The 26,048-nt window shown below is 62.8% G+C and carries 21 protein-coding genes; 17 read left to right on the plus strand and 4 right to left on the minus strand.

Features of this window, described 5'->3' with window-relative positions; all coding sequences use genetic code 11:
* The first annotated feature begins 57 nt into the window (after positions 1-57).
* Together I2H38_RS00465 and I2H38_RS00470 are read left to right on the plus strand one after the other, a co-directional pair.
* Positions 58-282 carry a putative signal transducing protein gene (locus I2H38_RS00465; RefSeq protein WP_196270558.1) on the plus strand — a complete coding sequence of 75 codons (225 nt, stop codon included), beginning with the start codon at positions 58-60 and terminating at the stop codon, positions 280-282.
* Positions 275-1,015 (plus strand): tRNA1(Val) (adenine(37)-N6)-methyltransferase, encoded by a 741-nt coding sequence (locus I2H38_RS00470; RefSeq protein ID WP_196269844.1) that lies wholly within the window; start codon positions 275-277, stop codon positions 1,013-1,015. Before I2H38_RS00465 ends, I2H38_RS00470 begins: the two co-directional genes overlap by 8 nt.
* Before the next feature lie 49 nt (positions 1,016-1,064).
* On the opposite strand, the gene I2H38_RS00475 is transcribed toward I2H38_RS00470, so the two are convergent.
* The gene (locus tag I2H38_RS00475) at positions 1,065-1,328 is read right to left on the minus strand and encodes a hypothetical protein (protein WP_196269845.1); all 264 of its coding nucleotides are present in this window, start codon (positions 1,326-1,328) and stop codon (positions 1,065-1,067) included.
* Between the two features lie 167 nt (positions 1,329-1,495).
* Here I2H38_RS00475 and I2H38_RS00480 point away from each other — a divergent pair, with 167 nt between their 5' ends.
* The 6 genes from I2H38_RS00480 (at position 1,496) to I2H38_RS00505 (ending at position 9,825) form a co-directional block, all read left to right on the plus strand.
* Positions 1,496-2,377: a S49 family peptidase gene (locus tag I2H38_RS00480; protein ID WP_229426480.1), complete on the plus strand. Its 882-nt coding sequence runs from the start codon at positions 1,496-1,498 to the stop codon at positions 2,375-2,377.
* Positions 2,378-2,491: 114 nt separating this feature from the next.
* The gene (locus tag I2H38_RS00485; RefSeq protein ID WP_196269846.1) at positions 2,492-3,433 is read left to right on the plus strand and encodes a glycine--tRNA ligase subunit alpha; all 942 of its coding nucleotides are present in this window, start codon (positions 2,492-2,494) and stop codon (positions 3,431-3,433) included.
* A gap of 48 nt (positions 3,434-3,481) precedes the next feature.
* A complete protein-coding gene (gene glyS, locus I2H38_RS00490) occupies positions 3,482-5,659 on the plus strand; it encodes a glycine--tRNA ligase subunit beta (protein ID WP_196269847.1) in 2,178 nt (725 codons plus the stop codon).
* 97 nt (positions 5,660-5,756) lie between these two features.
* On the plus strand, positions 5,757-6,407 hold the full coding sequence (locus I2H38_RS00495; RefSeq protein WP_196269848.1) for a L,D-transpeptidase: 651 nt from the start codon (positions 5,757-5,759) through the stop codon (positions 6,405-6,407).
* A 378-nt stretch (positions 6,408-6,785) separates the two neighbouring features.
* On the plus strand, positions 6,786-9,464 hold the full coding sequence (ppdK, locus tag I2H38_RS00500) for a pyruvate, phosphate dikinase (protein ID WP_196269849.1): 2,679 nt from the start codon (positions 6,786-6,788) through the stop codon (positions 9,462-9,464).
* Between the two features lie 13 nt (positions 9,465-9,477).
* A complete protein-coding gene (locus I2H38_RS00505; RefSeq protein ID WP_196269850.1) occupies positions 9,478-9,825 on the plus strand; it encodes a GFA family protein in 348 nt (115 codons plus the stop codon).
* A 55-nt stretch (positions 9,826-9,880) separates the two neighbouring features.
* Here I2H38_RS00505 and I2H38_RS00510 read toward each other — a convergent pair whose 3' ends face one another.
* Positions 9,881-10,282: a hypothetical protein gene (locus tag I2H38_RS00510; protein ID WP_196269851.1), complete on the minus strand. Its 402-nt coding sequence runs from the start codon at positions 10,280-10,282 to the stop codon at positions 9,881-9,883.
* Between the two features lie 135 nt (positions 10,283-10,417).
* Between I2H38_RS00510 and I2H38_RS00515 the strand changes: the two genes are divergently transcribed.
* The 7 genes from I2H38_RS00515 to acuI all read left to right on the plus strand — a co-directional run bounded on the left by I2H38_RS00515 (position 10,418) and on the right by acuI (position 21,339).
* Positions 10,418-11,230, plus strand: a complete 813-nt coding sequence (locus tag I2H38_RS00515; RefSeq protein ID WP_196269852.1) for a helix-turn-helix domain-containing protein — start codon at positions 10,418-10,420, stop codon at positions 11,228-11,230.
* Between the two features lie 140 nt (positions 11,231-11,370).
* Positions 11,371-12,558, plus strand: coding sequence for a cell wall hydrolase (locus I2H38_RS00520; RefSeq protein WP_324617317.1), 1,188 nt, complete (start codon positions 11,371-11,373; stop codon positions 12,556-12,558).
* A gap of 388 nt (positions 12,559-12,946) precedes the next feature.
* A complete protein-coding gene (locus tag I2H38_RS21185; protein WP_267875930.1) occupies positions 12,947-14,410 on the plus strand; it encodes a M10 family metallopeptidase C-terminal domain-containing protein in 1,464 nt (487 codons plus the stop codon).
* A 558-nt stretch (positions 14,411-14,968) separates the two neighbouring features.
* Positions 14,969-16,792 (plus strand): cadherin domain-containing protein, encoded by a 1,824-nt coding sequence (locus I2H38_RS21310; protein ID WP_196269854.1) that lies wholly within the window; start codon positions 14,969-14,971, stop codon positions 16,790-16,792.
* Between the two features lie 212 nt (positions 16,793-17,004).
* On the plus strand, positions 17,005-18,801 hold the full coding sequence (locus I2H38_RS21315; protein ID WP_196269855.1) for a M10 family metallopeptidase C-terminal domain-containing protein: 1,797 nt from the start codon (positions 17,005-17,007) through the stop codon (positions 18,799-18,801).
* Positions 18,802-19,019: 218 nt separating this feature from the next.
* Entirely contained in the window at positions 19,020-20,264 is a 1,245-nt protein-coding gene (locus tag I2H38_RS00540) for an MFS transporter (RefSeq protein WP_196269856.1), read from the plus strand.
* A gap of 88 nt (positions 20,265-20,352) precedes the next feature.
* Positions 20,353-21,339, plus strand: a complete 987-nt coding sequence (acuI, locus tag I2H38_RS00545) for an acrylyl-CoA reductase (NADPH) (protein WP_196269857.1) — start codon at positions 20,353-20,355, stop codon at positions 21,337-21,339.
* A gap of 12 nt (positions 21,340-21,351) precedes the next feature.
* Here acuI and I2H38_RS00550 read toward each other — a convergent pair whose 3' ends face one another.
* A complete protein-coding gene (locus I2H38_RS00550) occupies positions 21,352-22,278 on the minus strand; it encodes a LysR family transcriptional regulator (RefSeq protein WP_196269858.1) in 927 nt (308 codons plus the stop codon).
* A gap of 164 nt (positions 22,279-22,442) precedes the next feature.
* Here I2H38_RS00550 and wrbA point away from each other — a divergent pair, with 164 nt between their 5' ends.
* Positions 22,443-23,042: an NAD(P)H:quinone oxidoreductase gene (gene wrbA, locus I2H38_RS00555; RefSeq protein ID WP_196269859.1), complete on the plus strand. Its 600-nt coding sequence runs from the start codon at positions 22,443-22,445 to the stop codon at positions 23,040-23,042.
* A 24-nt stretch (positions 23,043-23,066) separates the two neighbouring features.
* Here wrbA and I2H38_RS00560 read toward each other — a convergent pair whose 3' ends face one another.
* Positions 23,067-24,038: an L-threonylcarbamoyladenylate synthase gene (locus I2H38_RS00560; RefSeq protein WP_196269860.1), complete on the minus strand. Its 972-nt coding sequence runs from the start codon at positions 24,036-24,038 to the stop codon at positions 23,067-23,069.
* 226 nt (positions 24,039-24,264) lie between these two features.
* Here I2H38_RS00560 and I2H38_RS00565 point away from each other — a divergent pair, with 226 nt between their 5' ends.
* Positions 24,265-26,046, plus strand: coding sequence for an acyl-CoA dehydrogenase (locus I2H38_RS00565; protein WP_196269861.1), 1,782 nt, complete (start codon positions 24,265-24,267; stop codon positions 26,044-26,046).
* The last annotated feature ends 2 nt before the right edge of the window (positions 26,047-26,048 follow it).

The following is a 26,048-nucleotide window of genomic DNA, read 5'->3' on the forward strand; positions in this document are numbered from 1 at the left end:
GGCATGATGCTTTCCATGCTGCAACGCAAGAGATTGCCGGAAAGGAACCAGGACCCGATGGTCGAAATCGTCCGCACCAACGATCTCGTTCTGATCGGCTTCCTACAATCCTTGTTGGAGAACGCCAATATCCCTGTTCTCGTTGCGGATACGCATATCAGCTCCCTGGAGGGGATGATTGGTGCTTTTCCGCGCCGGATCCTGGTTCCTGACGATCATGCCGCCCAGGCCCGCCGCCTGATCCGGGACGCTGGCCATGCAGCCGAGCTGCGGCATGGTTGAGACGACGGCCGATTCGCTCCTTGGCGGGCGGGTTCGGCTGCTCCAACCGGCAAAGGGACACCGCGCCGGGACGGATGCGGTCCTGCTTGCCGCCGCCGCTCCCGTCAAACCGGGCGACGTGGTGGTCGATGCCGGCGCTGCGACCGGCGCGGTCGGCCTGATGGTGGCGGCGCGGGAGAGGGCCGCGCATCTCGTCTTCGTCGAGCGTGACCCTGTTCTGGCCGAACTCTGTCGCCGGAACGGCAATCTCAATCAGGTCAACGCCCATGTGGCGGTCGCGGACCTTTTGGACCGCTCGTCCTGGCCGGATGCTGGCGTGTTTCCCGAGCGCGCCGATCTGGTTCTCACCAACCCGCCTTTCCTTGAAGAGGGGCGGGCACGGATCTCGCCCGATACGCGCCGCGCCGCCGCCCATGCGTTGCCCGAAGGCGGGCTCGAGGCCTGGATGAAGGCCTGCATCGGCTTGCTCAAGCCGAAGGGACGGCTCGTCGTCATTCATCGCGCCGACCGCACGGCCGATTGTCTGTCGGCCCTCGGGAAGGGCCTCGGCGGCGTCGAACTGCGCTTCGTTCACCCGAGCGCCGATCAGCCCGCGATCCGCGTGCTGCTCTCGGCGGTAAAGGGCAGCCGCGCTCCCTTAAGCGTTCTGTCGCCGGTCATTCTGAACGGTGCGGACGGCCGGTTCACCCCTCACGCCGAGGCGCTTCACCGGGGCGAGGTCACTCTCCCATGAAAAACGGGCGCCCCGAAGGCGCCCGTGATCTCGCGATAAAAACGGTGTGTCAGCGGCAGACGCGAACCGGACGCTGGACCCACACGAAGCCGTTCCAGTAACGCTGCATGCGCGTCCAGCAGCGCGGGGCGACATAGGCCGGGCGGTAATGGCCGGGGGGGCGCCGATAATGCGGACGGCCATAGGCCCCCGGCGGACGATGATCATATCGCCCATAGCCCGGCTGATAAGGCTGGGCCGAGGCAGGCTGCGAAGCCAGGGAGCCCAGCCCCAGGGCGGCTAGTCCAACAAAGCCGAAAAGAATTTTGCGCATATGACTCTCTCCTCAATTCCGGGCCGCCGGGTGCGATGCAACACCCTATCGGCAGGGCCGTTATCCAGGATTGAGAGTTTAGGGAGACTTAACTGAACGCAATCCGACCCATTCCCTAAAGGAACGTTCATCTTGGGAAGGTCCCTGGCCCGCACTACATGGGACTGATGATTCCCATTTCCCTCTCCGCGATGCTGCCGGATCGCCTGCAGTTCCTTCTTCCTCCCCGCTTCCGGGCGCATCACCCGCTGGTGCCGGTCGTGCGTCTCGCGGGGCCGATCGGCTCGATCCTTCCGTTTCGGGCCGGGCTCGCGGTGTCGACCGCCGCGCCGGTGCTGGAGCGGGCTTTTTCAGTGTCCGGCGCGCGGGCGGTGGCCATCGTCATCAACTCGCCGGGCGGCTCGGCGGCGCAATCCCACCTGATTTTCAAGCGCATCCGCGATCATGCCGAGGAAAAAAAGCTCCCCGTCTTCGCCTTCGTGGAGGATGCGGCGGCCTCCGGCGGCTACATGATCGCCTGCGCGGCGGATGAGATTTTCGCGGATCCGGCCTCCATCGTCGGCTCGATCGGCGTCGTTTCGGCCAGCTTCGGGTTTGACAAGCTCATCGAACGCTTCGGCATCGAGCGCCGCGTCCATACGGCGGGTGAGAAGAAGGCGATGCTCGACCCGTTCCGGCCTGAAAACCCCACGGATGTGGAGCGCCTGGAGGATCTCCAGCGTCGCATCCATGAGGTTTTCGTCAAGCTCGTCCGATCTCGCCGTGGCGGGAAGCTGAAGGAGGACAACGGCGACCTCTTCTCCGGAGCCTTCTGGGTTGGCGCGGAAGCGGTGGAGCTCGGCCTCGTCGACGGTTTGGGCGATATTCGCTCGGTTTTGCGCCAGCGCTTCGGCGAGGCGGTTCAGCTGCGCATGATCGAGCCGCCGCGTCCGGCCCTGTTCGGCCGCCTCTTCGGTCGCCGCTCTTTCAGCCAGAGCAGTCTGTTCGATCCGGCCGAGGCCCTCGGGGTGATCGAGGACCGCGCCGCTTGGGCGCGGTTGGGGCTATAAGTATTCCTGCTGTCATTCGGGAATGACGGCAGGGGGCCATGTCCTCTCACGCTTGACTTGAGCCGCCCCGCGTCACAAGGGTTCGGCTGAAATCTTCAATCATCGGACGCCGACATGACGAGCGAACCCGCGCATATGAATCCTGCGCGCTCCTTCCAGGGGCTGATTCTCACGCTTCAGCGCTATTGGGCCGAGCAGGGTTGCGTCATCATGCAGCCCTACGACATGGAAATGGGCGCGGGCACGTTCCACCCGGCGACCACCTTGCGGGCGCTCGGCCCCAAGCCCTGGCGCGCGGCCTATGTGCAGCCCTCGCGCCGCCCGAAGGACGGGCGTTATGGCGAGAACCCGAACCGGCTGCAGCATTATTACCAGTTTCAGGTGATCCTGAAGCCGAACCCGCCGAACATCCAGGACCTTTACGTGAAGTCGCTGGAGGCCATCGGCATCGACACCGGCATCCACGACATCCGCTTCGTGGAGGACGATTGGGAGAGCCCGACACTCGGTGCCTGGGGTCTGGGTTGGGAATGCTGGTGCGACGGCATGGAAGTGTCGCAATTCACCTACTTCCAGCAGGTCGCGGGTTTCGAGGTTGCGCCGGTCGCGGGCGAGCTGACCTACGGCCTCGAGCGCCTTGCCATGTATCTGCAGGGCGTCGAGTCGATCTACGACCTCAACTTCAACGGGCTTGAAGGCGACAAGAAGGTCACCTACGGCGACGTGTTCCTGCAGGCCGAGCAGGAATATTCGCGGCACAATTTCGAATATGCCGATACCGAAATGCTGTTCCGCCATTTCCGCGACGCGGAGGCCGCCTGCCGCAAGTATCTGGAGGACGGCGAGCCGAAGCCGGGTTCGAACGATAGCCGCCACCTCATGGCACTGCCGGCCTACGACCAGTGCATCAAGGCAAGCCACGTCTTCAACCTGCTCGATGCCCGCGGCGTGATCTCGGTCACCGAACGCCAGAGCTACATCCTGCGCGTCCGCGAACTGGCGAAGGCCTGCGGCGCGGCTTGGCTGAAGACAGAGGGGGGAGGCGCTTCCGCCTGACCGACAGGCTGACCGCACCCTCCCTTCACTCAAGCACTGAACATTCCCATGCCCGATCTTCTCCTCGAACTCTTTTCCGAAGAAATCCCCGCCCGGATGCAACGGCGTGCGGCGGAGGATTTGAAGAAGCTTGTGACCGATGCGCTGGTGGAGCGCGGCTTCGTCTATGAGGGCGCGCAGGCCTTCGCGACGCCGCGCCGCCTGACGCTCAACATCGTCGGCCTGCCCGTGAAGGGCCAGGATGTGCGCGAGGAGCGCAAAGGTCCCCGCGTCGGCGCGCCGGAGGCGGCGGTCCAGGGCTTCCTGAAAGGGGCGGGGCTGACCTCGCTCGACCAGGCGAAGATCGAGACCGATCCGAAAAAGGGCGAGTTCTACGTCGCGATCATCGAAAAGCCTGGCCTGCCGACGCAGGACGTGCTCGCCGAGATCCTGCCGCAGATCATCAAGACCTTCCCGTGGCCGAAATCCATGCGTTCGGGCGCGGCTTCCACCGAGCCCGGCGCATTGCGCTGGGTGCGCCCGCTGCAGTCTATCGTCTGCACCTTTGGGCCTGAGACGGAGGAGCCGGAAGTGGTCCGGTTCCAGGTTGACGGCATCGTCGCGGGCGACATCACCTATGGCCATCGCTTCATGGCCCCCGGCCCGATCCGTGTGAAGCGCTTCGACGATTACGTCGTGGCGCTGGAACGCGCGAAGGTCGTGCTCGATGCCGACCGCCGCAAGGACATCATCCTGCACGACGCCAAGGACCTCGCTTTCGCGCAGGGGCTGGAACTCGTCGAGGATGAGGGCCTGCTCGAAGAGGTCGCGGGCCTCGTCGAATGGCCCGTGGTGCTGATGGGTTCGTTCGACGAAACCTTTTTGGGCATCCCGCCGGAGGTGATCCGCACCACCATCCGCGCCAACCAGAAGTGTTTCGTGCTGCGCGACCCGCGCACCGACAAACTCGCCAACAAGTTCCTGCTGACGTCGAACCTCATCGCGAAGGACGGCGGCAAGACGATTGTCGGCGGCAACGAGCGCGTGGTGCGCGCCCGTCTCTCCGACGCGAAGTTCTTCTGGGAGACCGACCAGAAGACGAAGCTCGAAGACCGGCTGGAAAAGCTGAAGAGCATCGTCTTCCACGAAAAGCTCGGAACGCAATACGAGCGCGTGGAGCGCATCGCCGCTTTGGCGAAAGAGCTCGCGCCCATCGTCGGCGCTGAGCCCGCTTTGGCTGAGCGCGCCGCGCGTCTCGCCAAGGCCGATCTCGTCACCGAAATGGTTGGCGAGTTCCCCGAATTGCAGGGCCTGATGGGGCGCTATTACGCGACGCTGCAGGGCGAGGACCTGAGCGTCGCCGCCGCCATCGAGGAGCACTACAAACCGCTCGGCCCCTCCGACCGCGTGCCGACCGATCCTGTGTCGGTTGCTGTGGCGTTGGCGGACAAGATCGACACGCTCGTGGGCTTCTGGGCGATTGATGAAAAGCCGACGGGATCGAAGGACCCGTACGCGCTGCGCCGCGCGGCGTTGGGTGTGATTAGGCTAGCTTTGGAGAATGATTTTAGACTGGGGCTAGCTGACGTTTTCGTCCGTCACCTCAGCAAGGATACTATAGAGTTCAAAACTAAGTTTGTTGACACGCCTGAGGGGTTAAGTGCTGGCGAGAAGTTCGCCACTTTCCCTGAAAGGATGAAAGCTTCAATCTCGGAGGACCTCCTCTCCTTCTTCGCCGACCGCCTCAAAGTCTATCTCCGCGATCAAGGCGCGCGGCATGATCTCATCGACGCCGTGTTCGCGCTCGAAGGCCAGGACGACCTGCTCATGATCGTCCGCCGCGTCGAGGCGCTCGGGCGCTTCCTCGATACGGAAGACGGCACGAACCTTCTCGCCGGATTTCGCCGCGCGGCGAACATCCTGCGTATCGAGGAGAAGAAGGACGGCAAGGCTTACGACGGCGAGCCGAATCGCGAACTCATCCATGAGCGCGGCCTGCCCGAAGAGAAGGTTCTTTTCGAGGTTCTGGAGGCTGCCTCCCGCCATGCTCGCGAACATGTGAGCAAGGAGGATTTCGAGGGCGCGATGAAGGCGCTTGCCGAACTTCGCCCGGCTGTGGACGCGTTTTTCGACAAGGTCACGGTCAATGCGGAGGATCCGGCCCTGCGCGAGAACCGTCTCAAGCTCCTCAACGCCATCCGCGAGGCAACGCGCAGCGTAGCGGATTTTTCGCGGATCGAAGGCTAAGAAGCATTTCCGGTATGGCTGTTGCATGATGGGCACAGCCATGCCGCCAGCTTCGCGTTAGGCAAGCGGCAACTCCGTTACTTCCCCCGGGACTGCCATGATGCTCCGCCGACTCCTCCTCGTTGCTCTGTTGGGCGCGCCGCTTGCTGCCTGCCAAACCGCGCAAGCGCCCCAGCCTTTCGAGGTCGCCTCCACGGATGATTCCGGCTGGTATATCGGCTCCATTCCCGACAAGCCGTTCGATGTGCCGCTGGTCGATCGCAACAAGATGGACCCGAAATACGAGCGCCAGACGGTCGAGTACAAGGGCGGCGAGAAGCCGGGCAGCATCGTGGTCGATATCGACGAGCGTTTCCTCTATCTCGTCGAGCCCGAGGGCAAGGCCGTGCGCTACGGGGTCGGCGTCGGCAAGCAGGGCTTTTCCTGGAAGGGCATCGCCTCGGTTGGTCGCAAGGGCGTCTGGCCCGCCTGGTCACCCACCAAGACCATGGTCGGCATCAAGCCGGACCTGCCGCGCTACCGCGAGGCCGGGCTCGACAATCCGCTCGGCGCGCGTGCCCTCTATCTGCATCAGAACGGCGCGGACATCCTCTTCCGCATCCACGGCACCAACGAACCCTGGAGCATCGGCGAGCAGATGTCCTCTGGCTGCGTGCGCATGCTGAACGAGGACGTCGTCGATCTCTACGAGCGCGTTCCGGTCGGCACGACGGTTTATGTAAAGCGCAATGGGCGCTACCGAGTCTAACCCTCCGACGCGTTGGATGAATTCGAATGGCTGGGCATGTCCCGGCCATTTTTGTTTTCGGATGGCGGGTCCGTGGCGCGTTGCTGGATTCGCGTGTGGCGCTCTCACCCCCACCACGGCCCTCCCCACAAGGGGGAGGGGCACGGTCCGCGCTTGAACCGCGCGCATCGTGAATTTCTCAAAAAACTCAGACACCTTCGGCGCGCCCGAGAGATCGCCGGAAAATGCCTGATCACCGGCACAAACCCTTAGTTTGCCGGAAATTCAATGCATTTTGAAAACAACGGAACCTTGGCCGTTCAGCTTGCGTTTTGGTTCGGCATGCTTCAAGCCAGCACCCGTGCCGCAGCACGGGCATAAAAGCCAAAGGGTCGAGCGATGACGCAGTGGGTGTATTCCTTCGGTGACGGCAAGGCTGAGGGTGAGGCGGGCCTGAAAAACCTGCTGGGCGGCAAGGGCGCCAATCTCGCCGAGATGTCGAATCTGGGCTTGCCGGTTCCGCCCGGTTTTACGATCACGACGGAAGTCTGCACCTATTATTACGATCACGGCCATGCCTATCCGCAGGAGCTCAAGGATCAGGTCGCGAAGGCGCTGACCTTCGTCGGGCGTCTGACGGGCCGCACCTTCGGCGACGCGGCCAATCCGCTTTTGGTCTCGGTGCGCTCGGGCGCGCGAGCCTCGATGCCGGGCATGATGGACACGGTGCTCAATCTCGGCCTCAACGACGTGACGGTCGAGGCCGTTGCTAAAGGGGCGGGCGACGTGCGTTTCGCCTATGACTCGTACCGCCGCTTCATCACCATGTATTCGAACGTGGTGCTCGACATCGGCCACCACCATTTCGAAGAAACCCTCGACACCTACAAGGACCGCAAGGGCTACACCCTCGACACGGATTTGTCCGCCGACGACTGGAAGGCGCTGATTCCGCACTACAAGGCGATCGTCGAGAAGGAACTCGGCAAGCCCTTCCCGCAGGACCCGCATGAGCAATTGTGGGGCGCGATCGGGGCGGTGTTCGGCTCCTGGATGAACAACCGCGCCATCAAGTACCGCGAGCTTCACGCCATCCCGGCAAGCTGGGGCACGGCGGTGAACGTGCAGGCGATGGTGTTCGGCAATATGGGTGAGACCTCGGCTACCGGCGTCGCCTTCACCCGCAATCCTTCGACCGGCGAGAAGGAACTGTACGGCGAGTTCCTCATCAACGCCCAAGGAGAGGACGTGGTGGCGGGCATCCGCACGCCGCAGGACATCACCGAGAATGCGCGCGTCGCGTCGGGCTCCAACAAGCCCTCGATGGAGCGCGCCATGCCGGACGCGTATCACGAGCTGGTGCGCATCTACGGCATTCTCGAAAAGCATTACCGTGACATGCAGGACATGGAATTCACGGTCGAGAAGGGCAAGCTCTGGATGCTCCAGACCCGCAATGGAAAGCGCACGGCGAAAGCCGCGCTTCGCATCGCGGTGGAGCTCGCCTCCGAGGGATTGATCACGCAGGAAGAAGCGGTGACGCGCGTCGAGCCCGCAGCCCTCGACCAACTGCTTCATCCGACCATCGATCCGAAGGCCGAGCGCAAGGTTCTGGCGACGGGGCTGCCGGCCTCGCCCGGTGCTGCCTGCGGCGAGATCGTGTTTTCCTCCGACGACGCTGAAGCGGCGAAGAAGGCGAACCGCAAGGTCATTCTGGTGCGTGTCGAAACCTCGCCGGAAGACATTCACGGCATGCACGCGGCCGAGGGCATTCTCACCACGCGCGGCGGCATGACTTCGCACGCGGCCGTGGTGGCGCGCGGCATGGGCAAGCCCTGCGTTTCCGGCGCGGGCTCGATCCGCGTCGACTACAAGGCGCAGACTCTGACCGTTGCAGGGCAAACCCTGAAGAAGGGCGATGTCATCACCGTCGATGGCGGCAACGGGCAGGTGCTGCTGGGCCAGGTGAAGATGCTGCAGCCGGAACTGTCGGGCGAGTTCGCGACCCTGATGGGCTGGGCCGACAAGGTGCGCCGCATGAAGGTGCGCGCCAACGCGGAGACGCCGCTCGATGCCCGCACAGCGCGTTCATTTGGCGCGGAAGGCATCGGCTTGTGCCGCACGGAGCACATGTTCTTCGACAGCGACCGCATCATCGCGGTGCGCGAGATGATCCTCTCCGACGACGAGGCGGGCCGCCGCGCGGCTCTGGCCAAGCTCCTGCCGATGCAGCGGGCGGACTTCGCCGAACTCTTCACGATCATGAGCGGCTTGCCGGTCACGATCCGTCTGCTCGATCCGCCGCTGCACGAATTCCTGCCGCATACGGAAGAGGAGTTGCAGGAGGTAGCGAAGGCGATGAACGCCTCGCCCGAGAAGCTCAAGCGTCGCGCGACCGAGCTGCATGAGTTCAACCCGATGTTGGGCTTCCGCGGCGTGCGCCTCGCCATCGCGTACCCGGAAATCGCCGAGATGCAGGCCCGCGCCATCTTCGAGGCGGCGGTGGAAGCAGCCAGGGCGACCGGCCAGCCGGTGGTGCCCGAGGTCATGGTGCCGCTGGTCATGACGAAGGCTGAGCTCGATCTGGTGAAAGCGCGCATCGACGCCATGGCGGCGGCGGTGATGAAGGAAGCGGGCGTTACCATCGAGTATCAAGTCGGCACGATGATCGAATTGCCGCGCGCCGCTTTGCGCGCCGGCGACATCGCGCAATCGGCCGAGTTCTTCTCGTTCGGCACCAACGACCTGACGCAGACGGCGCTCGGCATCTCGCGCGACGACGCGGCGTCGTTCCTCGGGGCGTATACGCAGAAGGGCATCCTTCCCGCCGACCCGTTCGTCACCATCGACCAGGAAGGCGTCGGCGAATTGATCACGATTGCGGCCGAGCGCGGCAAGAAAACGCGCGGCAACATCAAGCTCGGCATCTGCGGCGAACACGGCGGCGATCCGGCCTCGATCCAGTTCTGCGAAACGGCGGGCCTCGATTACGTCTCTTGTTCTCCTTACCGCGTGCCGATTGCCAGACTCGCCGCCGCACAAGCCGCACTCGGAAAGAAAACCGCAAGTCTCGCTTAAAGAGGAGCGACGTATGTTGCACAAAGGCTCATGCCATTGTGGCAAAGTGGCTTTCGAGGTCGAGGCTGACATCGAAAAGGTGGTCGAGTGCAATTGCTCGATCTGTCGCCAGAGGGGCTATCTTCTGACCTTCGTCTCGCGTGAGGCGCTGAACGTGCTGCGTGGAGAGAATGATCTCTCCACCTACACCTTCAACAAACACGCGATCCGGCATCGGTTCTGCTCGACCTGCGGCGGCGCGCCGTTCGGCGAAGGCAAGAGGCCCGACGGCGAGGATATGATCGCGATCAATGTGCGGTGCGTGGAAGGCGTCGAGCTTTCGCAGCTTACGCGCATCCCCTTCGACGGACGCAGCCTCTGACGATTTTCGCGATTGCAAGGCGAGCCCGTTTTGAGGACAGGCTCGCCTTGTCGATTCAGGCGGTCGCGACCGTCGAGCGCCGCAGGCCGATGACCTGTAGTTCCGCATACATCAGAACGACCAAGGCCTGCGCGATCACGAAGGCGTAGCCCGCGCGCGTCGGCTCGACCCAGCCGCTCACCAGAAGCAGGGCGCTGTCCGCAGCCCAGATCACGTTGCCGATCACGACGGCCCAGACGATGGGGCGGAGCATCTGCTCGCGCAGGCCGAGATAGGCGATGAGCGCGGCATAGGGCAGAAGCGCCGCGCCGGAGAGGCGCAACAACGCCTCCGGCAGGCCGAGGATGCCGCTTAAGGGGCTGCTTGCGAGCAGCATCAGCAATCCGCAAGCCGCGCTGGTAGTGGCGTCGGCGAGCAAGGCCTGGCGAAGAAACGGGGAGGGGTGGATGGTCGACATGGCGGGGTCCTCTCGGGTTCACGGTCGAGGGATCACCCATCGACCTTGGCCCTCATGATCCAGCGGCCCGAGGGCCGAAGTCGATTACCTCCGAGGTGATTGGAACATGACCGCTGGTCGGGTTATCGTCTGCGCATGATCACTGCGACCAAACCTGTCGGCGATTATTTGCGCGAATGGCGTCAGCGCCGCCGCATGAGCCAGCTCGACCTCGCCTGTGAGGCCGACATCTCCACCAAGCATCTGAGCTTTCTCGAAACCGGCCGCTCGCAGCCCAGCCGCGACATGGTGCTGCTGCTCGCCGAGCGCCTGGAGATCCCGTTGCGCGAGCGCAACCTGCTGCTCGTCGCTGCCGGGTATGCGCCGGTCTTCTCGCAACGGTCGCTGGATGATCCCGCGCTGGAAGGCGCGCGCCATGCGGTCGATCTGGTGCTGAAAGGACATGAGCCCTACCCGGCGCTGGCGGTCGATCGGCATTGGTCGCTGATCGCGGCGAATGAGGCGTTGCTTGCGCTGATCGGTGACGTTGATCCGGCCCTGCTGAAGCCACCCGTGAACGTGCTGCGCCTGAGCATGCATCCGGCAGGAATGGCCCGGCGCATCGTCAATTTTTCCGAGTGGCGCAACCACCTGGTCGCGCGCCTGCGCCATCAGGTCGATGTGACGGCGGATGCGGTGCTGGAGGCCCTGATCGCGGAATTGTCAGCCTATCCGACCCCCGACCGCGCAGCACGTGGACCGATTGCGAAGCCGGATCATGCGGCTGTCATCGTGCCGCTCCAACTCATGACCGCTGAGGGCCAGCTGACCTTCATCAGCACGACGACGGTGTTTGGCACGCCCATCGACGTCACCCTTTCGGAGCTTGCCATCGAGACATTTCTCCCGGCGGACGCGGATACGGCGGCCACTCTCATGCGCAGGGCCGAGCGTCGCAGCGCCTCTTAACCGCCCATCAACCTTAATCGGCGATAACCATACCGGGCCGGAGTCTCTCTTCGAGGGCTCCAGAGACGGGTTCTGGCAAGGTGTGAAGTCGCGTGCGTCGTCGGTATCGTCGGTCTCGGGTAAGATGGATTTGCGCCACTGTGGCGCCCTGGGCGCTTGCGGCCGGATTGCTGGTCTCGTTCACCGCCGCCGCCAGCAACGACGTGCATTCCGGTGTCAGCTTCATGGCTCGCAGCCCCGTGGCGTCTTTGACCGAGGCCAGGCTCATCCCGCAGATTGCAATGTCCGCCGGTGAAAAGTTCGATCTCGGTCGCGACGTCCTTCGCAATGTGCCGTACTACGATCTTCCGGGCGACATATCCCTGAACGCCCCGCCGCTGCGATCTGACCTGAAAATCGACGCGGGCATCGGGTATCCGTCAGTCAACCGCTCTCTCAAGGGTAACCCGGTGGTCGAGCCGCGCTCCACCCTGTCGCGTCGCGCGGTGGAGCTGCGCTCCGCGATCGGTCACACCGGAACCAGGCTGCTCTTCGGGCGTGACGAGCGCCTGTTGCCGCCGACCATTCTTATGGAGGGCAAGGTCGAAGGGCCCGACATGGACCGGCAGGGTTTCGAGCCCTGGCAGGCTCCCGAATTCACCACGACGCGGCAAGCGACTTCGGTCCAATCGCCAGTAGCGGCGGCAGCGGGGTCGACGGGCGCGGCGGCAAGCCCCACAACGCCCTCGGTCAGGCGCGCTGTGGCACTGTCATCTGCAACGCCTGCTCCGATCGAGGCGACGCCCATCGAGATCGCCGCCGCGCCGGTCTCGCTGCAATCGTCGCGCCTCGACCAATATGGAAAAGCGGACAGCACCATCGTCCCGAAAAACGACGACATGGAGCGTCCGCGCTACGCCGATCTGATCGATCCGGACAATCTCAGCAAGGAGCAACGTTGCCTCGCCGAGGCGGTCTATTTCGAGGCGCGCAGCGAATCCCCCGACGGACAGGCCGCCGTCGCGCAAGTGGTTCTGAACCGCGTGCGCAGCGGGCTTTATCCCACCTCGATCTGCGGTGTCGTCTATCAGAACCGCCACCGCCATCTCGCCTGCCAGTTCACCTTCGCTTGCGAGGGGAAGGCGCTGCGCGTGACCGAACCGGAATCGTGGGAATCCGCCAAGCGGATCGCCAGCGATGTGCTCGAAGGCAAGACCTACCTCGCGGAAGTCGGTGGCTCGACGCACTACCACGCGGATTACGTCCGTCCCTACTGGGCAAAGAGCCTGAAAAAAATGGACGTGATCGGAAGGCACATCTTCTACAAATTGCGGCCGGGTCAAACCTGATCGGGTTTTTGTGTCGCGTGGCAAGAACCGATGTCCGCCGTCGGCGGGCGCGTCTCCTATCGTTGCGAGCGGGACGTGACCGTCCCAGCCTCTCGATCCTTCACATGGATCGCGGCCAGGCCGCGTTCCTGATAGCTGGATCGGTTCAGTCTGGCCGACTTTGAGAACGCACCTCCCTCAGAGCCGGCAAGTTCGCTGCAGGCACATTTGGGGAACGTAATATCTAAGTGGTTACCTATGAATTGATTGTGTCGATATACTAATTTTCATAATGTAAATTCTTCACGAATAGAACTTCCAACCTTAAATTCTGCAGCGCAAGCAGAGATATATTATACAATAATACTGCTGATACGATTTCGCTGGTGGGCCAATCTTTGGTGGCGCCATGGCGACGATAAGAACTTCTGTTCCCGGTGCTGGTTATGGAAGTGCCTATGTCGATGCCTTGATCTGGGGCGGAGCCGCGTGGGACGTGGCGAGCGGGCCGGTCAAGGTTTACTTCGGACAAAAGGCCGATTTCGACGTCGCGCGCGGGCCGCATGGGGGAAGCGCATATCTGTCCAGCAGCGAAGACGCCATCGCGTGGGACCAGAGTGAAAGACAAACCTTCCTCTATGCCACATCGCTCATCGCAAGTGTCTCCAAGCTGACCTTCTCGGTGGCTTCGTCTATCTCGGACGCCAACATCGTCTGGTGGAAGGCCGATCTCGGCAACGGTGTTCTCGGCGCGCACGAATTGCCGGCGGCGCGACAGATCTGGGGCTATTTCAACCCGAGCCTTGTGTTCTCGTGGAGCAATCGAAGCGTCGGCGGCGACGGTCTTTACACCGTCATTCACGAACTCGGGCACGGCATGGGCCTGGCCCATCCCCACGACGGCGGCACGCGAGAGGACGCGACCGCATTTCCCGGAGTAGGCTCTTCCTCCGATCTCGGCGCCGATGGCCTGAACCAGGGCCTATGGACGGTCATGTCCTATAATGCAGGGTGGAACCAGGCGCCCCGGTCGTCGGCCTACGGAGAGCAGGGCGGGTTGGGAGCTCTCGACATCGCCGCGCTTCAGGCGCTTTACGGGGTGAATACAGCAACGGCTCTCGGTGATGACGTCTATGATCTGCCGTCTCAGAATACAGTCGGCACAGGCTGGACCAGCATCTGGGACGCAGGCGGAATCGATACGATCAGCGGCGTCTCGGCGCGCAATGGCGTTATCATCAATCTCCAGGCGGCGAGCCTCGTGGAGGGAGATCCTGCAGCCGGTGGATATGCTTCGCGTCAGTGGGACGTTGGCGGAGGCTACACCATCGCCCATGGCGTCACGATCGAGAATGCTTATGGCGGACCCAGCGACGATCTCCTGACCGGCAATGGAGCCGACAATCTTCTGGTTGGCTACGGCGGTGACGACGTTCTGCGCGGACTCGCCGGCAACGACATCCTCAAGGGCGGTTCGGGCGACGACCGCCTCTTCGGCAACGATGGCGACGATACGTTGATTGGCGGCTCCGGCAGCGATGTGCTTGTCGGTGGGCCGGGGCGGGATGTCTTCGTGTTCGCGAGCAAGCCAAGCGCCCGGTCCCCTCGGGACAAGATCGCAGACTTCAATGTGCGGGACGATACCATCCATCTTGAGAACGGAATCTTCAAGGCGCTGAAAGTGGGCAAGCTGGCCAAGAGCGCCTTCTGGGTCGGACAGCAGGCGCATGATGCAGGCGATCGCATCATCTACGACAATAAAAAAGGCGTGCTCTATTACGATGCCGACGGAAGGGGCGAGAGCATGGCCGTCACCGTGACCGTGCTGACCAAGGGGCTCAAACTCACGGCGGCGGATTTCTTCGTGATTTAGACAGTGTCCCGCGCAAGGCGCGCCGACTGCGCGACTTTATTAGATATGATATATCATGTAGGTAGATCGGATCTCTCTTCCGAGATCGTTCTCGGCCAGCCTCAGCGTGGATGCATTATCATGACGATCACTTTTTCTAACCTCCTTTCGGATCAATCACGACTTTCCGGCCCTGGGACGGTCCTGCTGGATGCCAATTCGGACGCTACCGTTACGATCGATGGCACGAAGGATCTGTTTTTATCGGTCGGAGTTTCGGGCGCTTTCGATGAGATGCTCGATAAAATTCATATTCAGGTTTCTGACAAAGTTAAACTCTCGGATGGGGTGAAAAAAAACAGTGTAATAACAGTAGATGGAGTCAATATCGGAGTCATCTCTTACGTAGGTAATTCGCAACTTCAATGTGATTTCAATGACAAGGCGTCTGCTGGTCTTATACAGGAGTTGGTCCGCGCGATTGCATATACCAACGAAAGGCCTGAAGCTGATTATATAAGCAAGAAGGATATCGGATTTTATCTGGGAGGCGACGGCTTCGACGGCGCTTATGCGTATGTGAGCGTCACTATCGCTCCCGCTCATATGCGGGGTCTGACATTCGGTATTGATAAAATCACCGGCTCTGATGGAAACGACGATTTTATCGCAAGTGGAGACGAAATCGGCTCGGAGGACGTGATCGACGGCGGCGCGGGGATCGATACGCTTCACCTTGTCGGCCAAGGGTTTTTCAACTTGCACTCCTTGAAGACCCTTAAGAATATCGAAATCATCAAGGGAACCTCGGTGGAGGCGGATTTCTCTGGTCAGATGATCGTCATCGGGGCCCATCAAATCGGGGGCATCATGACGATCGCGGGGGGAGCACACGCCAATGATACGCTCCAGCTTAGGGGTCGAGAGTTCGATCTAACCGGCAAAACGATCTCCGGGATCGAACACATCTTGATGTTCGATAATAACGCTAGTGTGACGACTGCCAGCAAGGACGTCGCGCTGGCGATGGACGGCTTTTTCAGCCAGCATGACCACGTGATTTGGACCGGCGGCAATTTCTCGGACGCCGAGATCGCGCAATTGTTCCAGCAGGGGGTCGACAAGATCACCGACGCCAGGAATACGCCGTTTGAGAATTTCGCCCCCGTCGTCACGGGACTGAACGGCGACAGGGGCACGACGACCTCCGCCGCGCCGACCGTGTTTCTGGACGCAAACAGAAATGCAACCGTTTCCAGCGACGAGGTGGAGGGCGGTCACGGTGTCGTATCCGTCATCAAAGTAGCCGTGATCGGTGGGAGCGACGCGCGTGATCAACTCGGGATCCAAATGGGCGACGGTGTCACGATCACGGATGGGATGAAAGCCGGCAGCAAGGTTTTCGTCGATGCCATCGAAGTCGGCGCGATCGCCCGGGATGCAGAGGCATCCTTCTTTATTGTGCTCGGCGACAACAGCGTAAAGGGCGACGTTAATCTCGTTCAGAAACTGATCCACGCATTGACCTATACGAACCTGGACCAGAATCGCGCGGTTGGCGAGGAGCGTCAGGTGAAGATCACGGTCACCGACAGCGGTGGGCGAAACACCGATTCCATCGTGACCATCGTGCAGGGCAATGAGAGCCCGACGCAGCTGTCGTTGAGCCATTCAACCGTGCGAGAGGCGGAGAAGACAGGGACGGTTGTCGGGGACCTGTCGGCCGTCGATCCGAACAGCGGAGACGCCTTTACATACGCAATTCTTGACGATGCCGGCGGCCGGTTCGGCATCAAGGATAACAAGCTCGTGGTCGCCGACGGTTTGAAGCTCGATTACGAGCAGGCCAAGTCGCACACGATCAAGGTGCAGGTGAAGGACAAGGCGGGGGCCACCTTCGAGAAGACCTTCACGATCAATGTCACTGACGTCGATCCGGAGAATATCGTCGGCTCGGCCGGCGATGACCAATTCGTCGGCGGCATCGGCAAGGACAGCTTCAACGGCGGGGCCGGCAACGACACGCTCAGCGGCGGCCTCGGCAACGACACCCTGACCGGCGGCGCCGGCAAGGACGTGTTCGTGTTCGACACCAAGCTGAACGCGAAGGCCAACCTCGACAAGATCGTCGACTTCAACGTCAAGGACGACACGATCTGGCTCGACAACGCCATCTTCAAGAAGCTCGGCAAGAAGGGCTCGCCCACGAGCCCGGCGAAGCTCGACAAGAAGTTCTTCACCATCGGCGACAAGGCCAAGGATAAGGACGACTACATCGTCTACGACAACAAGAAGGGCGTCCTCTATTACGATGCCGACGGTTCGGGTGCGGGCAAGGCCGTCGCTTTCGCCACGCTGCCTAAGAAGCTCAAGATGACCGCAGCCGACTTCATGGTCATCTGAGGTCAGCCATTATCCTGGTCACGTCATGGGCGGTCGAGAGGCCGCCCATTTGCTTTTGAAGCGGCCGGGCTCAGTGGGCTCCATCCGCGGCGCGAGAGGAACCCATGTTCCGCTGGGGACAAAGCGTGGTCAACGCTCATGTGACAAAGGACACATAGTATATCGTCACAATATGAGATAAGGGCCAGCGTAACGAAATTCGGAGAATGAACATGGCTGGGCTGCGCAATGTCGCCGGTACGGGTTATGGAAGCGCCTATGTCGACGCGCTGATCGGCGGCGGACCTGTCTGGGACATGTCCTCGGGCTGGATCAAATTTTGGTTCGGGCAGCCCTATCAGAGAGTCGAGGCCTTCGCGGCCCATGGGCCGAGCAAAGCGTATTCGTCCCCTGACGGGCCGGTTCCCTACCTGGCGGACGGCGGCTCGACGAACGAATGGGCGACGGCGGTCAGCTGGTACGACGATACGAAGGGCTTTTTCGCGGATGCGGTCGATCAATTCGAGCGCGTCTCGGGGATCCGGTTCGACCTCGCCTCCAACCTCACGAATGCCAATGTGGTTGGCTGGCTGGCGTCGGTTCCGCCGCAGAACGTCTGGGGCGATAGTGAACGGCCGGAATACAAGAATGCGGCCACCCGGACCGGTCAGAAGCAATCGTGGATTTATCTCGACGCCTTCGAGGGCGATGGCGACGACGAGGGAAGCTACAACAATATCCACCCCGGTGGATTGGGCTTCACGACGATGCTTCAGATGATCGGGGTCGCGGTCGGCCTGACGCATCCTTATGATGACCCGGCCGATTCATTCCCGGGCCTGAAGAACAGATACGACGTGGGGCCGGATGGGCAGAACCAGGCCCCCTTCACGGCGATGTCGGTCAACGTCGGTTACCAGGGGAGCGCCCACCCCACCGGTGCATGGGGCTCCATGAAGACCCTCGGAGCGTTGGACATCGCGGCTCTGCAGCGGCTTTACGGGGCCGATACGACGGCGGCGCCGGGCAACGACGTTTACGTGCTTCCGGCGGAAACCAAGAAGATCGGGGAATGGGGTGAAGCGAAAGCGCCCGGTTGGAGCTGCATCTGGGATACGGGGGGCAACGACACGATCACGGCGGTAAGCTCTCTGTCTTCCGTGACGATTGATCTGCGACCCGCGACGCTGATGAACAACGATCCGCATGCAGGCGGATACATTTCGCAAAAAGCCGGCATCGCGGGCGGTTTTACCATCGCGAACGGCGTCACGATCGAGAATGCGGTCGGTGGTTTCGGCAATGACCTGATCAACGGAAACAGCGCCCCGAATAAACTTGAAGGCGGGTCTGGAAACGACACGATCAATGGCGACGCCGGTGATGACACGATCGATGGTGGACCCGGTGCCGACGTGATGAATGGAGGCTCCGGCAACGACGTCTACTATGTCGACAACGCGGCGGATCAGATCATCGATTCCGACGGGATGGATACGGTTATCGCATCGGTCCCCTTCGCGATCCCGGACGGGATCGAGATATTCATCGCGACGGGTTCTGCTGCCGTCAACATGGCCGGCAATGCACTGAACAACTCCCTCACCGGCAATTCCGGCGCCAACAAACTTTCGGGCGGCGCCGGCAACGACACGCTCTCCGGTCGCGGTGGCAAGGATGTGTTGACGGGCGGTAGCGGCAAGGACGTGTTCGTGTTCGACACCAAGCCGACGAAGTCGGCCGTGCCAACAGTCACGGACTTCAACGTCAAGGACGACACGATCTGGCTCGACAACGCCATCTTCACCAAGCTCGGCAAGAAGGGTACGCCCACAAGCCCGGCGAAGCTGGACAAGAGGTTCTTCACCATCGGCGACAAGGCCAAGGATAAGGACGACTACATCGTCTACGACAAAACAAAGGGCACCCTTTCCTACGATGCCGACGGTTCCGGTGCGGGCAAGGCCGTCGTCTTCGCCATGTTGCCGAAGAACCTCAAGATGACCGTCGCTGACTTCATGGTCATCTGAAGCATCCGTATCCCGGGTGATGTCATGGGCGGTCGAGAGGCCGCCCATTGCTTTTGTGGCGATGAAGAGCGTCCGACCTGTCGGCCGAGGCATGCGCGAAAGCCAGCCGAGGGTCTTGAATCATCAAAGCGACTCATGACTCATGCGAAAAATATTCAATGTTGAAGGCGCTGAGCGTGGGTTATCGTGCGCCTTCTCTGCCCCGAAGGAGCGTGATCATGTCCGCACAGCCTGTTCGATCCCGCTTCGCGCCGGAAATCATTGTCCTTTCCGGCTGTCTGATCGCCCTCATCACCTTCGGGCCTCGGGCCTCGGCGGGTCTGTTTCAAATCCCGATGACCATCGAACACGGCTGGGGGCGCGACGTGTTCGGTCTGGCCATCGCCGTTCAGAACCTCCTGTGGGGCGTCGGGCAACCCTTCGCGGGAGCGGTGGCGGATCGGTTCGGGGCGTTTCGCGTTCTGTGCGCCGGTGCAATTCTCTATGCGGCGGGCCTTGTCGTGATGGCCTATGCGACATCGCCCGGAATGCTTCAGCTTGGGGCTGGCGTTCTGATCGGCTTCGGCCTGTCCGGGTGCTCGTTCAATCTGGTGCTCGGCGCGTTCGGCAAGCTCCTGCCGGAGCATTGGCGGCCGATGGCCTTCGGCGCGGGCACCGCGGCGGGTTCGTTCGGGCAGTTCCTGTTCCCGCCAATCGGTAACATCCTCATCGATTCCATCGGCTGGAATCAGGCGCTCGTGGTGTTCGCCGGAAGCGTACTCCTCGTGCTTCCCCTGTCGCTCGCTCTCGCCACGCGGCCGGGGGCGAAGTCCGGTGCATCGGCCGGGCCGGCTCCCGCGCCGGGCCAGTCGATTGCGCAAGCCCTGTCGGAAGCGTTCCGGCACCGTTCGTATGTGCTGCTCGTGCTCGGTTTCTTCACCTGCGGCTTCCAGCTCGCCTTCATCACCGCGCATCTGCCGGCCTATCTGAAAGACGCGGGGCTTTCCGCCGCCATCGGCGGATGGACGCTCGCCGTCATCGGCCTGGCCAATGCCTTCGGCTCGCTCACCTCCGGCTGGCTCTCCACCCGCATGTCGAAGCGCTGGCTCCTGGCCTGGATTTATCTCGGACGCTCGGTCGCCATTGCAGCGTTCATCCTGCTGCCCACCTCGCCGATCACCTCCATCGCCTTTGGGATCTCCATCGGCCTCCTCTGGCTCTCGACAGTGCCGCCCACATCCTCCCTCGTCATGCTGATGTTCGGCACGCGCTATATGGCGATGCTCTACGGCTTTGCGTTCTTCTCGCACCAGGTCGGCGGGTTTCTCGGAGTCTGGCTCGGCGGAGCGCTCTACGAGCTCTACGGCAATTACACCCTGGTCTGGTGGCTCTCGGTCGGGCTCGGCATCGCTTCGGCGCTGATCAATATTCCGATCAAGGAAGAGCCGGTGGAGCGCATCCCGGGTCTTCAACCGGCGGAGTGACGGCACCGTCCGCCGAATGAATGAGGCCGGAGCGCTTGCCCTGACGGACGACCACGCCACAAATGTCGAGGTGTGATGGGAGAGTGGTATGGGCGCGTTCAGGGCGGTCGTCATCGACAAGACCGAGGCGGGTCAGCATGTCGAGTTGAGGATGTTCGACGAGGCCGACCTCATGGACGGCGATGTGACCGTTCGCGTGTCGCACTCGACCCTCAATTACAAGGACGGCCTGGCGCTCACCGGCAAAGCGCCCGTCGTGCGGCGCTTCCCGATGATTCCCGGTGTCGATCTCGCCGGAACGGTCGAAACCTCATCCCATCCCGAGTTCAAACCGGGCGATGCTGTCATCCTCGATGGCTGGGGGCTCGGCGAGACGCATCTTGGCGCCTACGCGGAAAAGGTCCGTGTCAAAGGGGATTGGCTCATTCCGCTGCCCAGAGGCCTGACACCGTATCAGGCCATGGCCATCGGCACGGCAGGATACACGGCGATGCTCTGCCTGATGGCGCTCGAGCGTCACGGCTTATCTCCTGATCGCGGTGCGGCGATCGTGACCGGCGCGGCGGGCGGCGTCGGCTCGGTCGGGGTGGCTCTCCTCGCCAAGGCGGGGTGGCATGTGATCGCCTCCACGGGTCGCCGGCAGGAGGCGGATTACCTGAAGCACCTCGGCGCTGCGGAGATTCTCGACCGCAGCGAATTGTCAGGCCCCGGCCGCCCCCTCAACAAGGAGCGCTGGGCGGCAGGCATCGATACGGTCGGGTCGCACACTCTGGCCAATGTCCTCTCCATGACGAAATACGCCGGGGCCATCGCGGCTTGCGGCCTCGCGGGCGGCATGGACCTTCCGGCCACTGTCGCGCCTTTCATTCTGCGCAACGTGGCGCTGCTCGGGGTCGATTCCGTCATGACGCCGAAGGCCCTTCGGCTCGAGGCATGGAAGCGTCTTGCGAATGAACTCGACCTCGACAAGCTCGCTACCATGACGACGGACATCACCCTGAACCAGGTCATGGAAGCAGGCCGCGCGATCGTTGATGGCAAGATCAGAGGGCGCGTGGTGGTGGAGATCGCGTGACCCGAAAGCGGTTCAGGATGCGCGTTTGCCGCCACCCTCGATCCATTTGCGCTGCTTGCCGATCTCGGTCGCCATGAAATCCATGAACGCGCGCACGCGCGCCGATTGGCGAAGGTCGGGATGCGTCAGGAGCCACAGGCCCGCCGAGAAATCGGGGTTGACCTCCGACAGGCGGATCAAACCGGGTTTCGCCTCGGCGATGAAACAGGGAAGGGGGCCGATGCCGACGCCTGCTTCCACCGCTTCGGCAAGACCGAGAACGGTGTTGACCCGATAGGCGATCAATTCCGGCGCAACGCGATCCTGTACGAACCGGGCCGCCTTGAGAGAGGCCAGGTTGTCGCCGAGCGCGACCCAGGGGCGTTCGTAGAGTTCGGGGGCGTCCATGGACGGAGGCTCCGGAAAATCGACGGCGCGGCCGTAGATCGCCCAGGAAATCGTTGCCACTCGCCGCCCGACCAGCGTTTCCGGCGGGTTGTCCGTTGCCCGGATGGCCACATCCGCGTCGCGCTTCGACAGGTTCAGGGCCTGATTGGCCAGAACCACATCCAGCCGCATCTCCGGGCAGGCCTTCAAAAATCGGTTAAAAATCGGCGTGAGCAGGTGAATGAGCAGCGTATCGTTGGTCGTGATCCGCAATTCGCCAGCCGGTGCGACAGCTTGCCCGGCAAGCTTGCGGGTGAAGGAGGTGACATTCTCCTCCATCTGCTCCGCGAGCGCCGCCATCTCCTCGCCGGCGGGCGTCAGGATGTAGCCGGTTCGATGACGTTCGAAGAGCTTGACCCCAAGACCCTCTTCCATCTGGCCGAGCCGCCGGAAGACCGTTGAATGATTGACCCCGAGACGATCGGCCGCGCCCGCGAGACCGTTCGCCTCGGCGATCACTTTCACCAGGCGGAAATCATCCCAGTCGAGATGCTGTTGCTGCTGCTTCGCCACGCGTTTGCATCCACGCAATAAAAACCATGCATATCTACCACTGGCTTTGCGCTTTGGAAAGATTATCGTCCGGCCGTCTCAAATTGCAGCCGGATCGTTCTCGTCCCGAGGGGTGTTTCGAACGTTTTCATACTGCGCCCATTCTTTGATCTTTGGAGATGACGATGACGAAGGTTCTTGTCCTGTATTATTCCTCGTGGGGGCATATCGAGCAGATGGCCTACGCCGCCGCCGAGGGGGCCCGTGAAGCGGGCGCTGAGGTCGTGGTGAAGCGGGTGCCTGAACTTGTCCCCCCCGAGGTGGCGCAGGCGGCGCATTACAAAACCGACCAGAAGGCTCCCATCGCGACCGTCGAGGAGCTGTCGCAATACGACGCCATCATCTTCGGCACGCCGACCCGGTACGGCAACATGACGGCCCAGATGAAGAACTTCCTCGACCAGACCGGCGCCCTCTGGGCCAGCGGCGCGCTCGTGGGCAAGGTCGGCTCGGTGTTCAGCTCGTCCGCGACCCAGCATGGCGGCCAGGAATCGACGATCCTGACCTTCCACCCCGTGCTGCTGCATCTCGGTTTCGTCGTGGTCGGCCTGCCTTACGCGTTCCAGGGCCAGATGGGTGTCTCCGAGGTCATGGGTAACTCGCCCTACGGCGCTTCCACGATCGCGGGCGGTGACGGTTCGCGTCAGCCAAGCAAGGTCGAACTCGACGGCGTGCGCTACCAGGGCAAGCACGTGGCGCAGATCGCGGCCAAGCTCGCCAAGTAAATGGGTCAGGGTGCGCGGAGCGGATTACCGCTCCGCAGCCGCCCGCCGCAGGCGGTCGTTGATGGCGTCGCCAAGCCCGGTCTCCGGGATCGGGCCGACCGCGATGGCCTCGGCCCCCGACGCATCGAGTTGCCTCAAATACGAAAAGAGATGAGCGGCGGCCTCCTTGAGGTCGCCGTTTTCGCTTAAGTTCAGGGCGGCTCGCGCGGTCTTAACGCCATCGGGTCTCGGCGCGCCGAACAGCAACGCGGCCTCGCCGGCTTCGATCCTTGTCGCGTTCAGGCGCACCCGCGCCCGAGGCGCGTAGTGCGAAGCGAGCATTCCTGGCGCGAGCGGGTTTGCGCCTTCTTCCACGGCCGCTTCGAGCCTTTGGCGGATCAGCGCCTCGATGGCTTCACGCGGCACGCCCCCGGGGCGCAGGAGGCGAGGGGAGCCCCCCAGGCAGGCGACGATGGTCGATTCGACGCCCACCTGCGCATGGCCGCCGTCGAGCACGGCATCGATGCGCCCGTCGAGATCACCCAGCACGTGGGCGGCTGTCGTCGGGCTGACCCGCCCCGACCGATTGGCGGAAGGCGCGGCGATAGGGCGGTCGGCCGCAACAAGGAGGGCGTGTGCCAGCGGGTGAGCCGGCACGCGCAAACCGATGCTGTCGAGACCCGCGCGGGCAAGGTCCGAGACGGTGCAGGTCTCCGCCACCGGCACGACAAGGGTAAGCGGGCCGGGCCAGAATGCCTCGGCCAGCCGCCGCGCCGTGTCGTCGAATGCTCCTTGAATCTGGGCAGCCTCGAAATCCGCCACATGGGCGATCAGCGGATTGAAGCTCGGGCGCTCCTTGGCGGCGTAGATTCCCGCGACCGCGCCGGCATTGGTCGCGTCGGCCCCGAGGCCGTAAACCGTCTCGGTTGGAAACGCGACAAGGCCGCCCCGCCGCAGGATCGATGCTGCGTGAGCGAGACCCGCCGCATCGGCGGTCAGGCGTTCGGTCTTTGCCATTGACCCGTGATCGTTCACGTCTAAACTATCCTCTGTCCCAGGCGGGATCGGCACTCTGGGCGGGTTTAGAGCATGATCCGGAAAAAGTGGAATCCGGTTTTTCTGGACGGACCATGCTCTTGCCAGAGGCCGGAGCGGACATGGTGACCTAGAATCTCCTGATCCGCCTCTGACCGCGCGGCGACGCGCATCAGCATCAAGAGCCGAAACGCTGCGAGGAAACACGATGACCTATCGCGCCCCTGTCTCCGACATCCTCTTCACCATGCGCCATGTTTCCGGCCTCGACCGGGCGCTCGGCGAAGGTCTTTACGACGACCTCAGCACCGATCTGGCTGCGACGATCCTGGAGGAGGCGGGCCGGTTTGCGAACGATGTCATCGCGCCGCTCAATCGCGAGGGCGACAAGCACGGTGCGATCTTCAAGGACGGCGTCGTCACCACCGCACCGGGCTGGAAAGAGGCCTACGCGGCCTGGACGGACGCGGGTTGGAACGCGCTTCCGGGGCCGGTCGGTTACGGCGGCCAGGGGCTGCCCGTGCTGCTCAACTCGGCCTGCGTCGAGATGTGGAACGCGGCCTCGATGGCCTTCGGCATCGGCCCGGTTCTGACCATGGGAGCCATCGAGGCGCTGATCGCCCATGGCTCGGAGGATTTGAAGAGCCGCTATCTCGAAAAGCTCGTCTCCGGCGAGTGGACGGCGACCATGAACCTCACCGAGCCGCAGGCCGGTTCCGACCTTGCCGCCATTCGCACCCGTGCCGAACGGGTCGGCGATGGCACGTACAGGATCACGGGCCAGAAGATCTTCATCACCTATGGCGAGCACGATCTCACCGACAACATCCTGCATCTGGTGCTCGCGCGCCTGCCCGATGCGCCTGCGGGAACGCGCGGCATCTCGCTGTTCCTGGTGCCGAAATTCCTGCCCGATGGAACACGCAATGATGCCCGCTGCCACAGCATCGAGCACAAAATGGGCATCCATGCCTCGCCCACCTGCACCATGATGTTCGGCGATCATGGCGGAGCCATCGGCTGGCTCGTCGGCGAGGAGAACCGCGGCCTCGCTTGCATGTTCACGATGATGAACAATGCGCGCCTCGCGGTGGGCCTGCAGGGCGTCGCCATTGCGGAGCGCGCCTATCAGCAGGCGCTCGCCTATGCGCATGAGCGCCGCCAGGGCCGCGCCATCGGCAGCACGCAGGATGGAATGAGTCCGATCATCGAGCACCCCGACGTGCAGCGCAATCTTCTCACCATGAAGGCGCTCACCGCAGCCGCGCGCGCCATCTGCTACCTCACGGCGGAGGGCATCGACCGTGCCCATCGGGACAAGGACGAGACCAGCCGCCGCAAGGGCAACGAACGCGCCTCCCTGCTGACACCGGTGGCGAAGGCGTTCGCGACGGATGTCGGCGTCGAAGTCGCCTCGCTGGGCATCCAGGTTCATGGCGGCATGGGCTTCATCGAGGAGACGGGTGCGGCTCAGCATTTGCGCGATGCGCGCATCGCGCCGATCTATGAAGGCACGAACGGCATTCAGGCCATCGACCTCGTGGCGCGCAAGCTGCCGCTCTCCGGCGGCGAGACGGTGCGCACGCAGATCGCCTCCATGCGCGCCACGGTGACGCGCGTGATGAAGGAAGGCACGCCCGCGTTCGGCGCCACCGCGCCTCGCCTGCGCGACGCCATTGAGAGCCTCGACCGCGCGACGGGCTATCTCCTCAAGACGGTCTCATCCAATGCGCCGGCCGAGGCGCTCGCGGGCGCGACGCCGTATCTGCGTCTCTTCGCGCTCGCCCAGGGCGGCGCGGCCTTGGCGGAGGCGGCGCTGGCTGCGAACGCATTGATGTCGGGCGGCGACAAGGACCCGGCGCACGCCTCCCGCATCGCGCTCTGCCGCTTCTTCGCGGAAAACATTGCGGTCGCCGCCAAGGGGCTGGAGGATACGGTCCTGAGCGGCGCGGACTTCCTGCGGGATGCTTCTCTGGCTTTGGCGAGCTGACA

Source organism: Microvirga alba (genome assembly GCF_015694465.1).
Classification (GTDB): Bacteria; Pseudomonadota; Alphaproteobacteria; order Rhizobiales; family Beijerinckiaceae; genus Microvirga; species Microvirga alba.